We start from the raw sequence: 14,089 nt of genomic DNA on the forward strand, positions 1-14,089 counted from the left end.
CCTGCTTCAGTAGATAAGTGAGATCCGGCCTCCCGGATGACGCTCCAGGCGCCCGGCAAGCTCGAGTTCCAAGAGGACAACAGCCACGAGGCGGGCAGACAGCCTTGTATGCGCGATCAACTCGTCGACATGCACCGGCGTCGGCCCGAGCGCCTCGAGGATGCGACTGCGATCATCGTTTACGGGTTCAATCAGGGGTTGCTTTTCGGACTCCTCTGGTGGGAGTTCGAAACCCTCTCGCGTCGGCGGTGCAAGGATTTGCGGCAAGGCCTGGATGACGTCGGCAGCCTCCGTGATCAGATGGGCCCCCTGTTTTAGGAGGCGATTGGTGCCGGCCGCACGAGGGTCGAGGGGCGATGCCGGGACGGCCATGACCTCGCGGTTTTGTTCGAGCGCGAGGCGTGCGGTGATGAGTGAGCCCGACCTTTCTGCGGCTTCCACGACGACGGTCGCAAGGCTCATGCCTGCGATAATTCGGTTGCGCCGCGGAAAGTCGCGTGCCCGCGGCTGCCAGCCCATCGCCATCTCGCTGATAGCGGCGCCCCGCTGCGCGAGGATCTTGTCGAGTAGTGGACGATGTTCCTCCGGATAGACGACGTCGACGCCGCCGGCAAAGACGGCGACCGTCCCCGTCGCAAGAGCGGCCTGGTGTGCACTTTGATCGATGCCGCGGGCGAGGCCGGAAACGATCGAGAAACCGGCCTCTCCAAGCCCGGATGCGAGACGCTGCGCCATCCTTTGTCCGGCGAGGGAGGCATTGCGGGCGCCGACAATGGCAATGGCCGGGCGGGCCAGAACCTCGGATGCGCCCCGCATGCAAATAAGCGGCGGTGGCTGGTCGGCATGACGCAGCCACGGCGGGTAGTCCGGCTCACCCATGCCGATGAAGCGTGCGCCGGCGCGCTCTGCCGCGGCGAGCTCGCGGTCGATATCGTCCTCGCTGGCGATCCGGATGTTGCGTCTCGCGCCGCCCCGACGGGAGAGATCAGGAAGCGCTTCGAGGGCCGCAGAGGCTGAGCCGAAATGATTGATAAGAGAACGAAATGTCTGCGGACCGACATTTTCGCTCCTGATGAGACGCAGCCAGGCCCGTCGCTGCTCTGCCGTCAGGCGAACGCCTTCCGGGGGTGGCGTGCTCACTTCTGCCCGATCTTCGATTCGGTGCCGTTGAGGAGACGACGAAGGTTCTCCCGATGCCGGAACCACAAGATGAAAGTGACCGCGAGGAAGAGCTCGGCCAGGAGTGTCTGGCCGCTGAGGAAGAGGATGACAGGCGTCAATGCGCTCGTCAGCAGCGCTGCAAGGGACGAATAGCGCGTGAACCAGGCGGTCCCGATCCAGATCGCCGCTGCGGCAATCAGCGTTGGCCATGAGAGCGGCAGAAGAATGCCGAAGAAGGTGGCGACGCCTTTGCCACCCCTGAAGCCGAGCCAGACCGGAAAGCAATGCCCGAGAAAGGCGCCGAAGGCCGCGGCCAGCGCTGGCCCAAAGCCCCATTGCCAGGCAATGAGAATGGGGATCGTACCCTTGAGCGCATCCGCCAGAAGTGTCGCTGCCGCGAGCTTCTTGTTGCCGGTCCGCAAAACGTTGGTGGCTCCGATATTGCCGGAGCCGATCTTGCGAATGTCGCCGAACCCGGCCAGCCGCGAGAGGATCAGGCCGGAGGGGATGGACCCGAAGAGGTAGCCGAGAACAAGGCCGCCGATCAGGGTTGGCAGGAGAAGTGTCCAATTGCTCGCATCGGCGGTCACAGCTTCTGCCCCCGTTTCTGTGGCCTAATTCCGTTGCCCTTCTCCATAAGGATAGACGGTTTTGCCGGCAACCAGTGTGCGAACCACCCGGCCAGTCAGCCGCGCCCCTTCGAAGCAGGTGTTCTTCGAGCGGGAATGCAGGCTTTCTTCCTTCACGACCCATGGCTTGTCGAGATCGACGATCGCGAGATCCGCCGGCGCGCCAGGGCGAAGTGTCCCAACCGGCAGACCGAGAAGGCGGGCGGGCGTCGTCGCCATCGCTTCGATGAGACGTATCAGAGGGACCTCGCCGCTATGGACGAGACGCAAGCCGACCGAGAGGAGGGTTTCCAGGCCCACAGCTCCGTCCGCTGCCTCCGCGAATGGCTGCCGCTTTCCTTCCACGTCTTGTGGGTCGTGGCCCGAGACGATGACGTCGAGCGTGCCGTCGGCAAGTGCTGCCACCATCGCCTGCCGGTCATCCTCGCTTCTGAGCGGAGGCGACATTTTGAAGAACGTTCGGTAGGATCCGATATCGCCCTCGTTCAAAGCGAGATGGGCGATCGCTGCTCCCGCTGTCACGCCCACACCATTCTCTTTCGCCTGGCGCAGCACGGCGATAGAATCCGCGCAGGAAAGCTGGGCGGCGTGGTAGCGCCCGCGGGTGAGTTTCGCCAGCCGCAGGTCGCGGTCGAGCATGATCGTTTCCGCTTCCCGCGGAATCCCCGGAAGCCCGAGCCGCGTCGCGACTTCGCCGGCATTCATGACCCCCGCACGGGCGAGGTCGGCATCCTGGGTGTGGTGGACGATGAGCGCATCGAAATCGCGCGCATAGGTGAGGGCATTGCGCATCACCTGGGCGGAACGAAGGGATTTTCGCCCCTCGGAAAAGGCGACCGCGCCGGCGTCCTTGAGGAGACCGAACTCGGAGAGTTCATCTCCCTTGAGGCCTTTGCTGATCGCCGCCATCGGATGAACGTGCACGAGCGCGTTGTGCGTGGCGCGGCGCAGGACGAAATCGACGAGGGCGGGATCGTCGATCACCGGATCCGTGTCCGGCATGGTGACGATTGTGGTGACGCCGCCGGCCGCCGCCGCACGGCTTGCGGTTTCCAGCGTTTCCAGATGTTCGGCGCCGGGTTCGCCCACGAAGACCCGCATATCGACCAGGCCCGGGATGATCGTCTTGCCGGTGCAGTCGACCACCTCCCAGCCTTCGGGGACACCGTGGTTATGAGCTTCGGGACCCGCGGCGACGATGCGCCCGTCGGAGACGACGACGGCGCCTGGGCTGTCGAGACCGCGTGCGGGATCGACGATGCGGGCATTGGTGAGAAGAATTGGACGGGCCATTGGATCAGTGATTGGGCAGGTGTTGGGCGAGGGCTTCGAGGACGGCCATTCGCACGGCCACGCCCATCTCCACTTGTTCGCGGATCACGCTTTGGGGGCCATCGGCGACGAGTGGATCGATCTCAACGCCGCGATTCATCGGGCCTGGATGCATGACCAGCGCATCCGGGCGGGCGAGGGCGAGCTTTTCCTCGTCGAGCCCGTAATAGCGGAAATACTCTCGGATGCTCGGGACGTAAGCGGCGGTCATGCGCTCCCGCTGGAGGCGCAGCATCATGACGACGTCGGCGTCCTTGAGGCCGGTGCGCATGTCGTTGAAGACGTCCGCGCCGTAGCATTCGATGTTGGACGGCAGCAATGTCGACGGCGCGATCAGCCGGATCCGTGCGCCCATCACCATGAGCAGCAGGATGTTGGAGCGTGCGACGCGCGAATGACGAATGTCGCCGCAGATCGCGACGGTGAGCCCGTCGAGGCGGCCTTTGTGGCGGCGGATCGTGAGAGCATCGAGGAGCGCTTGCGTGGGATGCTCGTGGGCACCGTCGCCAGCGTTGATTACCGAGCATTCGACTTTCTGCGCGAGAAGCTCGACGGCGCCCGCCGCATGATGGCGGACCACCAGAATGTCCGGTCGCATGGCGTTCAAGGTCATCGCCGTGTCGATCAGGGTCTCGCCCTTCTTCACGGAGGAAGACGAGACGGCCATGTTCATGACATCGGCGCCGAGCCGTTTGCCTGCGAGCTCGAAACTCGATTGCGTTCGTGTCGACGCCTCGAAGAACAGATTGATCTGCGTGCGTCCGCGCAGGGTCTGCTTCTTCTTTTCGATCTGGCGAGAGACGGCGATTTGCTCCTCAGCGAGATCTAAAAGCGAACCGATCTCGAGCGGAGACAGCCCTTCAATACCGAGAAGGTGCTGATGGGGGAAAGAGGATGCTGGGGTCATTAAAGGGGTGCCTATAGGCACAATCGTCCAAGACGGCAACATGGGAGCCGCCGACCGCGGCGTTTTTCCCCTACGTTTACAGTCCCGACACGGGCCTGTGAGCGCCGCTTAAAGCGCTGCGGAAAAAGCTTTAATATTATGCAGATTCGTGCAGGCTCACCCTATGACAGAGACAATGAATCCGGGCCGGGATGCCACGCATGCGGTGTTCAATCAGACGCCGCCGCGCATCAATCTTGACCTGTTTCAAACGGACCCGCTCCTCGATCTGATGTGCGCCGGGTTCGCCGATCCGATCCGCGAGAATCTGCAGCAGAACGGCCGCTTCTGGGGGAGCGGCGAGGCCCGCGAATTCGCTCGCCTCGCCAACAGCGATCTGCCGGAATTGAAGCGTTACGATGCCTGGGGCCGGCGCATCAACGAGGTCGAATTCCATCCGGCCTATCACGCCTTGATGCGTCGCTCGGTCGCTTCGGGCCTGCATTGCTCGGTCTGGGAGCGCGGCGGCGAGGAAGAACCCGTCCGCCACCGGGCCCGTGCCGCTCGGCTCTATATGACTGCGCAGGCCGAGTGCGGGCATATTTGTCCGATGACGATGACGAATGCGTCGATCGCGAGCTTGCGCCACAGCCCGGATCTCTTGAGCGAATGGGGACCGCGGCTCCTGTCGCGTACCTACGACCGTGCCTCGCGCAATCCTGCCGAAAAGCAGGGCGTGACGATCGGCATGGGCATGACGGAAAAGCAGGGCGGCACGGATGTGCGCCAGAACCGCACCCATGCAGAGCCGACGAACCAAGGCTTCCACCGTTTGACGGGCCACAAATGGTTTATGTCGGCCCCGATGTCGGATGCCTTCCTCGTCCTAGCACAGACTGAAAACGGCTTGAGCTGCTTCCTGATGCCGCGTTTTCTGCCGGACGGAACGGCGAACGCCATCCGCTTCGAGCGCTTGAAGGACAAGCTCGGCAATCGCTCCAACGCCTCGTCGGAGGCGGAATTCGATGGCGCTCATGCCTGGATGGTGGGCGAAGAAGGCAAGGGCGTGCGAACCATCATCGAAATGGTGACCTATACGCGCCTCGATTGCGCTGTCGCCTCGACCGGGCTCATGCGCGCCGGGCTTGCCGAAGCCGTCCACCATTGTCGCCACCGCCATGTCTTTGGTTCAGAACTTCTCGATAAGCCTCTGATGCAGAGGGTTTTGTGCGATCTGACGCTGGATCTTGCCGCGGCAGTCGCTTTGTCCTTCCGTCTTGCGGAAGCTTTCGATCTTGCCGCCGACAGGCCCGAGGAAGAAGCCTTCGCGCGGTTGATGACACCGGTCGCAAAATACTGGATCTGCAAATCGGCGCAGCCCTTCCTGGCCGAGACGATGGAGTGCCTCGGCGGCAATGGCTATGTCGAGGAAAGCATCATGCCGCGCCTGGTGCGTGAGGCGCCGGTCAATGCCATCTGGGAAGGTTCCGGCAACGTCATGGCGCTCGACGTTCTGCGCGTACTGGGCCGCGATCCTCAGATCCTGGCGATGGTTCTTGAGAACTTCCGTCAGGAACTCGGCCACAACGGTCGCGCAGCGGTCGATGTGCTCGCGGCGGCAGCCGAGGTCGCCATGGAGGACGAAGGAAGCGCGCGTGTGCTGACCGAGCAATTGGCGCTGACGGCAGCTGCGGCCGCGCTCCGACGCGATTTCCCGCCCGTCTTCGCCGATGCCTTCATCGAGACGCGGCTCGGGCGGCCCTGGCGCTCGACCTATGGAATGTTGGACCGGCGCTTCAACATGCGGGCGCTCCTGGATTATGCGTTTCCGGAGCCTTGATCCTCAGACGCGCTGGCGCCGCAATGTCGCCAGCCGGTCGAGTGCACCTTGCAGAATATAGGCGGCCGCCGCGGCATCGACCCGCTCGGCACGTTTGCGCCGTGACAGGTCGGCCTCGATCATCGCTCTTTCGACCGCCATCGTGGACAGGCGCTCGTCCCACAAGGTCATCGGCAAGTCGGTGAGCGTCTTCAGATTGCGGACGAACGCACGCGTCGCCTGACAGCGCGGGCCCTCGCTGCCGTCCATGTTGACGGGCAGGCCGAGGACGAGACCGCCGATTCTCTCCGTCGTGCACAGTGACAGGAGGCTCGCCGCGTCCTGTCCGAACTTGACGCGACGGATGGTCGTCACGGGGCTCGCGACGTTCTGTCCTGGATCCGAAACGGCGATCCCGATAGTCTTTGTCCCGAGGTCGAGACCCGCAAGCCGCGTTCCCATGGGGGCGGCGGTGGAAAACTCTTCGATTGTGAGGTCAGCAGCCATTCGATTCGCCTAGCACGGCCCGCGTGCATTGTCGCGGCTTCAAGAATTCGCCACATAGGGCGCCATGGGCAAGGAACTGATTCCGCCTCCAGGCGGAGGCGAGGGCGACGAGAACATCGTCCCCATCAATCTGCGTGAAGCGCTTGAAGAGCGCTATCTCGCCTATGCGCTGTCGACGATCATGAATCGGGCGCTGCCGGATGTGCGCGACGGGCTGAAGCCTGTCCATCGGCGCATCCTGCATGCCATGCGTCTGATGCGGCTTCTGCCGGGCTCGGGCTTCAAAAAGTCGGCGAAGGTCGTCGGCGAGGTGATGGGTAATTTTCACCCGCATGGCGACCAGGCGATCTACGACGCCATGGTCCGCCTCGCGCAAAGCTTTGCGGTCCGCTATCCGCTCGTCGACGGGCAGGGCAATTTCGGCAATGTCGATGGCGATAACGCGGCCGCCATGCGCTACACCGAAGCGCGGCTGACCGAGGTTGCGAACCTTCTGCTTGAAGGCATCGACGAGAACGCCGTCGATTTTCGCGCCACCTATGATGGCGAGGACGAGGAGCCGGTCGTCCTTCCGGGAGCGTTCCCGAACCTTCTGGCGAACGGCGCATCGGGCATCGCCGTCGGCATGGCGACGAACATTCCTCCGCACAACGCGGCCGAATTGTGCGATGCGGCTCTCCACCTCATCAAGCACCCGAATGCGAGTGCGGAGAAGCTGCTCGAATTCGTCCCGGGTCCGGATTTCCCGACCGGTGGCGTCATCGTCTCTCCCGCCTCCGATCGGCTGGAAGCCTATTCGACCGGGCGCGGCATGATGCGCGTGCGTGCGCGCTGGGAAAAAGAGGAAGGCAGCCGCGGCGCCTGGTCGGCGATCATCACTGAAATCCCCTATCAGGTGCAGAAGGGGCGGCTGATCGAGCAGATCGCGAGCCAGATCGAGGCCCGCAAATTGCCCCTCGTGGGCGATGTTCGGGACGAGAGCGCGGAGGACGTGCGCATCGTCATCGAGCCGAAGAGCCGCACGGTCGATCCTGACCTGATGATGGAATCGCTTTTCAAGCGTGCCGATCTCGAAGTGCGCTTCTCGCTCAACATGAACGTCATCTCGCAAGGCCGTGTGCCGAAGGTGATGTCCTTGCGAGATGTCTTGAACGAATGGTTGCACCACCGGCGCGACGTGCTTCTGCGCCGCACCCGCCATCGTTTGGATAAGATCGCCCACCGTCTGGAAATTCTGGGCGGCTATCTGATCGCCTATCTCAACCTCGACGAGGTGATCCGCATCATCCGCGAAAGCGACGAGCCCAAGCCGGAGCTGATGCAGGCCTTCGATTTGACCGATGTTCAGGCGGAGGCGATCCTCAATATGCGCCTGCGCGCTTTGAGGAAGCTCGAAGAGATCGAGATCCGCAAGGAGCACGAGGCTCTGACCGCCGAGCAGACGGATCTGACGGGCCTCCTTGAATCGGAAGAGCGTCAGTGGAAATGCGTCTCTTTCGAAATCTCTTCGGTGAAGAAGAAGTTCGGTCCGGACACCGAGATCGGTCGCCGGCGCACGACGTTTGCCGATGCCCCGGAGATCGACGTCGAGGAGATCCAGCAGGCGATGATCGAGCGCGAGCCGATCACGGTCATCCTGTCTGAAAAGGGCTGGCTGCGCACGATGCGTGGCCATATGACCGATTTCTCGTCGCTGAGCTTCAAGGAAGGCGACCGTCTCAAGATCGCGTTCCCGGCGCACACGACCGACAAGATCTTGTTCTTTTCCACCGGCGGTAAGGCATTCACCCTCGAGGCCGCCCGGCTGCCCGGTGGCCGCGGCCAGGGAGAGCCGGTGCGGCTCATGGTGGAGATGGACAAGGACAGCGACATCCTTGCTGCCTTCGTGCACGACCCGCAGGTAAAACGCCTCGTCGCGTCATCCGTCGGAAACGGCTTCATCATCGCCGAAACTGATATGGTAGCAAACACTCGTAAAGGCCGGCAGATATTGAATGTATCCGGATCGGATGAGGCCCGGATTTGCGTTCCGGCCGCCGGCGATCATGTGGCCGTCATCGGAGAAAACCGGAAGCTTCTGATTTTCCCGAGGGAGCAGCTGCCGGAAATGACACGCGGCAAGGGCGTCAGGCTGCAGCGCTACAAGGATGGCGGCATTTCGGACGTGCGCGTCTTTGAAGGCGAACAGGGACTCTCCTGGAGCGATTCTGCCGGCCGTACGCATGCGCGCTCTTATGGCGATCTGTCTGAGTGGCTCGGCGAACGCGCGCAGGCGGGACGGATGGCACCGCAGGGTTTTCCGAAGTCGAACCGCTTCAGCCCCGCTTCCTGAGGGTGCTCAGTCGACAAGTTTGAGGTCGGCGATCACCGGGTAATGGTCGGAGCCGAGATAGGGGCCCCGTCTCACATCGGTTTTGCGGATGGCTTTTCCGATGAAGATATGGTCGAGCGGCATGAAGGGGCCGAAGGCGCGAACCGAGTGACGGCCGCGAAAGACGGCCTTTTCGCTCGGCCAGGTCGGCATGGCGCGCGTGATACGGTGCAACGGGATCGCCGCGCCGAATCTCTGCAAGGCAAAGGACCACGGCGTTGAATTGAAGTCGCCTGCGAGGATCGTGTTGGGTCCGGCATCCTGAAGATCCTTCCTCATGGCCTCAAACTGCATCGTCTGGCCGCGCGCCGGTACCGGCCAGTCGAGATGCGTGCCCCAGACGGTGACGGGAATGCCGTCCTTCTCAAACGTGACGCTCATGAGTGAGACGTTGTTTTCCCGAGGCTCTCCGGCGGGAGGATCCCACACATAGGTCTTGGTGAACGGATGGCGGGTCAGGATCGCGACGTCGCAGAAATGCGCTGAGAAGCAATCGAGCCGATAGGGTAGAAAAGGCTTCAGCGCCGCCAAAACATGCGCCGTATTGGGCCAGGCCTCGATCAAGACGAGGACGTCCGGGCGCTCCCGCTCGACCATCCGGGCGAGGCCCGCAGCGTCGACGCGTTTGTCGAGCATGTTGAAACTGATCACTTTCAGAGGAACGCCAGCGGTCTCGGCTGCGATGCTTCCGAAATGCGCTTCGGGCAAGATCTCCGCGATCAGGAACCAGCCTTGGGCGAGCGCGAGGAAGACGCCGAGTGCGAAGGCCAGCCTCAAGCGGGCAAAGAGGGCGAGTGCCGCGACAAGCGCGAACCCAGCAAACAGAAAGGGCCGGAAGTGATTGATGCTGTCGAGAGACGGCCACCAATAGCCGCCAAAGCTGATCAGGCTCGCCAGCATCACACCGACGAGCCCCACCCACACGAGAAATCTCAGCAAAAGCGTTCCCAGCCTCGCATGGTCAGCCGTTCCTGCGGTCGGAAACGCGATTTGTACGCCATCTTTCGGGAACCCTCGACCCAATAGCCGAGATAGACATAGGGCTTTCCGAGCCGCTTGGCGCGCTCGATGTGATCGAGGATGATGAAGGTGCCGAGGGAGCGGTCTTTCGCCTCCGGGTCGAAGAACGAATAGACCATCGAGAGCCCGTCGGCGAGCACGTCGGTCAGAGCGCAGGCGATGAGTTCGCCGTCGCCTCGCCGTCCGGTGGCGCTGTCGGCGGTGCGCCGCCGGTATTCGACGAGCTTCGTCTCGACATGGCTGTCTTCGACCATGAGTGAATAATCGAGAACCGTCATCTGCAGCATGCCGCCACCGGAATGGCGCTCTTCGAGATATCGGTAGAAGAGAGAATACTGATCGGTGGTTGCGATGTTGTCGCGCCAGTCGGAGACGAGATCGCGATTGCGCTGCGTGATTCGACGCATCGAGCGCGTCGGAGAAAAAAGGTCGGCACAGACCCGAACCGACACGCAGGCCGCGCAACGGTCACAGGCCGGTCGATAGGCGATCGTCTGGCTGCGCCGGAAGCCGCCCTGGCTCAAAATGTCGTTCAAAGGCGCCGAATGCGGTCCCGCGAGTTGGGTGAAGACTTTGCGTTCCTGCCGACCGGGAAGATAGGGGCAGGGGCCGGGGGCAGTGAGATAGAATTGCTGAGCTTCTGCAATCGGCCGCGTCATATGAACCTCACTCAGATGCCATAATACCACGGCGCGAACAGTGAAAACACAAGCCATGAAATGATGGTGAGCGGTCCGCCCGCCAAGAGAAAATCGACGAAACGATAGTTTCCCGGGCCCATGACGAGGAGATTCGTCTGGTAACCGATCGGTGTCGCAAACGAGGCGTTGGCGGCGAAGATCACGGCCATGACGAAGGGCAGGGCCGGAGCCCCGATGGCCGCGGCCGCTGAGACCGCGATCGGGGTAAAAAGCACGGCTGTCGCATTATTCGACAAGACGTTGGTGAGGATCGCGATCAACGCGAAGAGCGCCGAGAGCAGGAGACGCGGGCCTCCATGTTCCGTTATCGCGACGAGGTGCTCCGCCAGGAATTGTGCGCCGCCTGTTCGCTCCAGCGCGGTCGCGAGGGCGATCGAGGCGCCAATCAACATGAAAATGCGGCTGTCGAAGGCCCGCCGCGCTTGGCGAATGTTGAGGCAGCCGAAGACGAGCATCAGGAGGGCCGCACCAAGCGCTGCAATCGCGATGGGGACGAGCCCGGTCGCCGCGAGGACGATCAGCCCTGTGAAGATGAGGATTGAGCGAAGTGTATCCCTCCGCGCCGGCAGCGGCGCGAACGATTTTTCGAGCAGAAGCAGATCACGGCTGCCGCGCAGCCGATCGAAGGCGGCGTCCGTACCGGAAAGAAGCAGCACGTCGCCTTCTTCCAGCCGCACGTCGGAGAACGCCTGGCGGGACATGCGGCCGCGCCGCTCGACGGCGACGACACTGATGCCGCTCGTCTGCTCGATACCCGTCTCGGCCGGCGAGCGACCGATGATGCGGCCGCCGGGCGCTACGATTGCTTCGCCGACGGAATGTGTGCCGCCACCGGCGGTCTCGGTGCTGCGTTCGCCGCGCGCCGGCTTGATGATGCCGTGACGGGCGAGATCCTCGCGGATGCCGCTGAAAACCGCGAGATCGCCCGGCTGCAGCTCGATATCTTCAAAGGGAGGCAGATGGATGGTGCCGCCGCGCCGCACCAGCCGGACGGTGATGTCGCGAAGTCCCGGGAACAGGCCGGCAACCGAGCGCATGCCGACGAGCGGATGCCCCTCCGGCAGAACGATTTCTGTGATGAACTGCTTGCCGCTCGCGAACTTGACCGCTTCCTGGGGGCGTTTCCCGAAGAAGCGGGGAATGACGAACAGGATGTAGGGGACCGCGATCGCAGCGATCGCAAGTCCGGGGGCCGTAAGATCGAAGAGCCTGAGACTGATGCCAGCTTCGTGATGCGCCACCTGCGCGACCAGAAGATTGGTCGACGAGCCGATCAATGTCGTCGAGCCGCCGATGATGGTCGCAAAATTCATTGCCATGAGAAGCTTCGCCGGTGAGATCCGCTGCTCACGGGCGAGTGACATCAGCACCGGGATCATCATCACCACGACGGGCGTGTTGTTGAGGAAGGCCGAAAGTGCGCCCGCAAAGACGATGAGGAGTATGAAGACCGCAGATGGCGGCAGGCGGGTGTTGCGTGCAAGATGCCGGCTCGGACCATCGAGAGCGCCGGTCTGAAACAGCCCCTGTCCAACGACAATCAAACTGAGCACGGCCACGAGTGCGGGGTTGGCGAAGCCCTGCAGCAGATCTTCAAACGATAACGGGGAGGACAGGCCGAAAGCCCCAGGCGCAACGACGAAGATGAGCGTCAGCAGAACCAGCGAGGCGAGCGCAGTCGTCTCGACCGCCACGCGCTCAAGCGAAAAGCCAACGATGGTCAGTGCGATCACCCCGAAGGTGAGCCACATCTGCAAATCGGAAAAAGTCATGCCCGGCTCCGTCGGCAAAGTACCGGCGGAGTCAAGGCCCTACAATCCCAGATTGTTGCGACGATCGGCGAGGGAGGGACGCTTGGCGCGCCTCAAAGCCGGCCGTCATCCCTGCGGATGACCGTCGTTCCAAGAACGATGTCGTGGAGAAGCCTTTTGCGCGGAGAGAAAAGGGAAACAAGCAGAACAAAGGGCGTGAGCACCGTCACCGAGAACCAGAAGAGGACAGCATGAACGAAGGCGAGGAGGCTGTACATGCGCCCGCCGTCGAAGGTGCGCATCTCGATCCCCATGGCGCGCATCCCGGGTGTGGCCGATTCGGAGCTGCCGAGGGTGAACATCGTGTAGAGGATCGGGACGACGGGCCAGATCAGCCCGAAGAGAAGCCAGCCGAGGCCGAGTGTGAAAAGGCCAAGGAAGGTGATGGCAACGAACGATACGGTCATCAGCACGACCATGATGACGGCATCGACCAGAAAGGCCGAAATACGGCGCGTTCTGACGTTGTCGTAGAGCTCGGGATGCTGTGTCGGATCAAGCATCCGCGTCTCGTCCAGGTCGATCGCGTCGTGGATTGCAGTCATGGGCCTCTCCTTCGATCCTGAGGAAGTGGGGAGGCCCATGCTCGGCTTCAAGCTCTGCCAGACGCAGCTTCTAGAGGCTGGCGCGCAGGATCTCTGCGGCGCGCGGGGCGAAATAGGTGAGGATGGAATCGGCACCCGCCCGCTTGAACGCGACCAGCTGCTCCATCATCGCCCGCTCGCCATCGAGCCAGCCATTCGCGGCGGCTGCCTGGATCATCGAATACTCGCCAGACGTATTGTAGGCGACGGTCGGCATGCCGAACGTGTCTTTCAGGCGTCGGATGATGTCGAGATAGGGAAGCCCTGGCTTCACCATGATCATGTCGGCACCCTCGGCGATGTCGAGTTCGGCCTCGCGCAAAGCCTCGTCCGAATTGGCGGGATCCATCTGATAGGTCTTCTTGTCGCCCGACAGCATGGTTCCCGAGCCGACGGCGTCGCGGAACGGGCCATAGAAGGCCGAGGCGTATTTCGCCGTGTACGCGACGATCTGCACATGACCGTAGCCGGCGGCGTCCAACGTCTCGCGGATGGCGCCGACGCGCCCGTCCATCATGTCGGACGGCGCGACGATGTCGCAGCCGGCCTCCGCCTGCACCAATGCCTGACGGGCAAGCACCGACACGCTTTCGTCGTTGATGATCTGACCTTCACGCAGAAGGCCGTCATGACCGTGGCTCGTATAGGGATCGAGCGCGACGTCGGTCAAAAGGCCGACTTCGGGAACCGCTTTCTTGATCTCCCGGCATGCGCGGCAAATGAGGTTGGAATCGTTGAGCGCCTCGCTGCCTTGATCGTCACGCTTTTCCGGATGCGTATTCGGGAAGAGCGCGAGTACCGGAATGCCGAGATCTCTCGCACGCTCTGCGGCTTTGACTGCGAGATCGACCGAAAAGCGCTCCACGCCCGGCATCGAAGGGACGGGTTCGCATGTGTTCTCGCCTTCGATGACAAAGATCGGCCAGATCAGATCGTCGAGTGAGAGGCGGTTTTCGCGAATAAGACGACGCGACCAGTCGGTGCGGCGATTGCGGCGCATACGCCGCCGCCCGGTGATGCGGTCGACATCGGGCAGCGCGTCACTATGAAAGGACAAGTTCATGGAAACCCCCGGTTTCGTCGCGCGGACCATAGCCCCGCGTAAAGGCCGCGCCAAGGGAATGGCTCCTTTGCAAAACCGCGGGCGTCATTGACGCTCGATCAGGTGCTGCATAAAGCTCCGGCATGGAATTTGACCTTTGCGGCGATCAGCTCCCGCTCATGGCGGGAATGCAGAGCATCGAGCGCGACAAAATAGCGCTGCCTGC

12 protein-coding genes are annotated in these 14,089 nt (G+C 62.6%); 2 read left to right on the forward strand and 10 right to left on the reverse strand.

Annotated features, from left to right (window positions below):
* Positions 1-6 precede the first annotated feature (6 nt).
* From dprA to EO094_RS16660, 4 genes are read right to left on the reverse strand one after another with little or no spacing between them, the layout of a single operon-like run.
* Positions 7-1,140 carry a DNA-processing protein DprA gene (gene dprA, locus EO094_RS16645; protein ID WP_128294008.1) on the reverse strand — a complete coding sequence of 378 codons (1,134 nt, stop codon included), beginning with the start codon at positions 1,138-1,140 and terminating at the stop codon, positions 7-9.
* The gene (gene plsY, locus EO094_RS16650; RefSeq protein ID WP_246008575.1) at positions 1,137-1,751 is read right to left on the reverse strand and encodes a glycerol-3-phosphate 1-O-acyltransferase PlsY; all 615 of its coding nucleotides are present in this window, start codon (positions 1,749-1,751) and stop codon (positions 1,137-1,139) included. Before plsY ends, dprA begins: the two co-directional genes overlap by 4 nt.
* Before the next feature lie 24 nt (positions 1,752-1,775).
* Positions 1,776-3,083, reverse strand: coding sequence for a dihydroorotase (locus tag EO094_RS16655; RefSeq protein WP_128294009.1), 1,308 nt, complete (start codon positions 3,081-3,083; stop codon positions 1,776-1,778).
* 4 nt (positions 3,084-3,087) lie between these two features.
* Positions 3,088-4,029 (reverse strand): aspartate carbamoyltransferase catalytic subunit, encoded by a 942-nt coding sequence (locus EO094_RS16660; protein ID WP_128294010.1) that lies wholly within the window; start codon positions 4,027-4,029, stop codon positions 3,088-3,090.
* A 163-nt stretch (positions 4,030-4,192) separates the two neighbouring features.
* Here EO094_RS16660 and EO094_RS16665 point away from each other — a divergent pair, with 163 nt between their 5' ends.
* A complete protein-coding gene (locus EO094_RS16665; protein ID WP_246008576.1) occupies positions 4,193-5,848 on the forward strand; it encodes an isovaleryl-CoA dehydrogenase in 1,656 nt (551 codons plus the stop codon).
* A 3-nt stretch (positions 5,849-5,851) separates the two neighbouring features.
* Here EO094_RS16665 and ruvX read toward each other — a convergent pair whose 3' ends face one another.
* Positions 5,852-6,334, reverse strand: a complete 483-nt coding sequence (gene ruvX, locus EO094_RS16670) for a Holliday junction resolvase RuvX (RefSeq protein ID WP_128294011.1) — start codon at positions 6,332-6,334, stop codon at positions 5,852-5,854.
* Positions 6,335-6,398: 64 nt separating this feature from the next.
* On the opposite strand from ruvX, the gene parC reads away from it, so the two are divergent.
* Positions 6,399-8,666, forward strand: a complete 2,268-nt coding sequence (gene parC, locus EO094_RS16675; protein WP_128294012.1) for a DNA topoisomerase IV subunit A — start codon at positions 6,399-6,401, stop codon at positions 8,664-8,666.
* A gap of 6 nt (positions 8,667-8,672) precedes the next feature.
* Here parC and EO094_RS16680 read toward each other — a convergent pair whose 3' ends face one another.
* The 5 genes from EO094_RS16680 to hemB all read right to left on the reverse strand — a co-directional run bounded on the left by EO094_RS16680 (position 8,673) and on the right by hemB (position 13,884).
* A complete protein-coding gene (locus tag EO094_RS16680; protein ID WP_128294013.1) occupies positions 8,673-9,644 on the reverse strand; it encodes an endonuclease/exonuclease/phosphatase family protein in 972 nt (323 codons plus the stop codon).
* On the reverse strand, positions 9,638-10,384 hold the full coding sequence (locus EO094_RS16685; protein ID WP_092812433.1) for an arginyltransferase: 747 nt from the start codon (positions 10,382-10,384) through the stop codon (positions 9,638-9,640). The genes EO094_RS16680 and EO094_RS16685 overlap by 7 nt, the downstream gene beginning before the upstream one ends.
* A gap of 11 nt (positions 10,385-10,395) precedes the next feature.
* The gene (locus tag EO094_RS16690) at positions 10,396-12,198 is read right to left on the reverse strand and encodes a sodium:proton antiporter (protein ID WP_128294014.1); all 1,803 of its coding nucleotides are present in this window, start codon (positions 12,196-12,198) and stop codon (positions 10,396-10,398) included.
* Positions 12,199-12,290: 92 nt separating this feature from the next.
* Positions 12,291-12,782 (reverse strand): RDD family protein, encoded by a 492-nt coding sequence (locus EO094_RS16695; protein WP_164879703.1) that lies wholly within the window; start codon positions 12,780-12,782, stop codon positions 12,291-12,293.
* A 70-nt stretch (positions 12,783-12,852) separates the two neighbouring features.
* Positions 12,853-13,884 (reverse strand): porphobilinogen synthase, encoded by a 1,032-nt coding sequence (gene hemB, locus EO094_RS16700; protein WP_128294015.1) that lies wholly within the window; start codon positions 13,882-13,884, stop codon positions 12,853-12,855.
* Between the last annotated feature and the right edge of the window lie 205 nt (positions 13,885-14,089).

It is taken from the genome of Afifella aestuarii, from assembly GCF_004023665.1.
GTDB lineage: Bacteria > Pseudomonadota > Alphaproteobacteria > Rhizobiales > Afifellaceae > Afifella > Afifella aestuarii.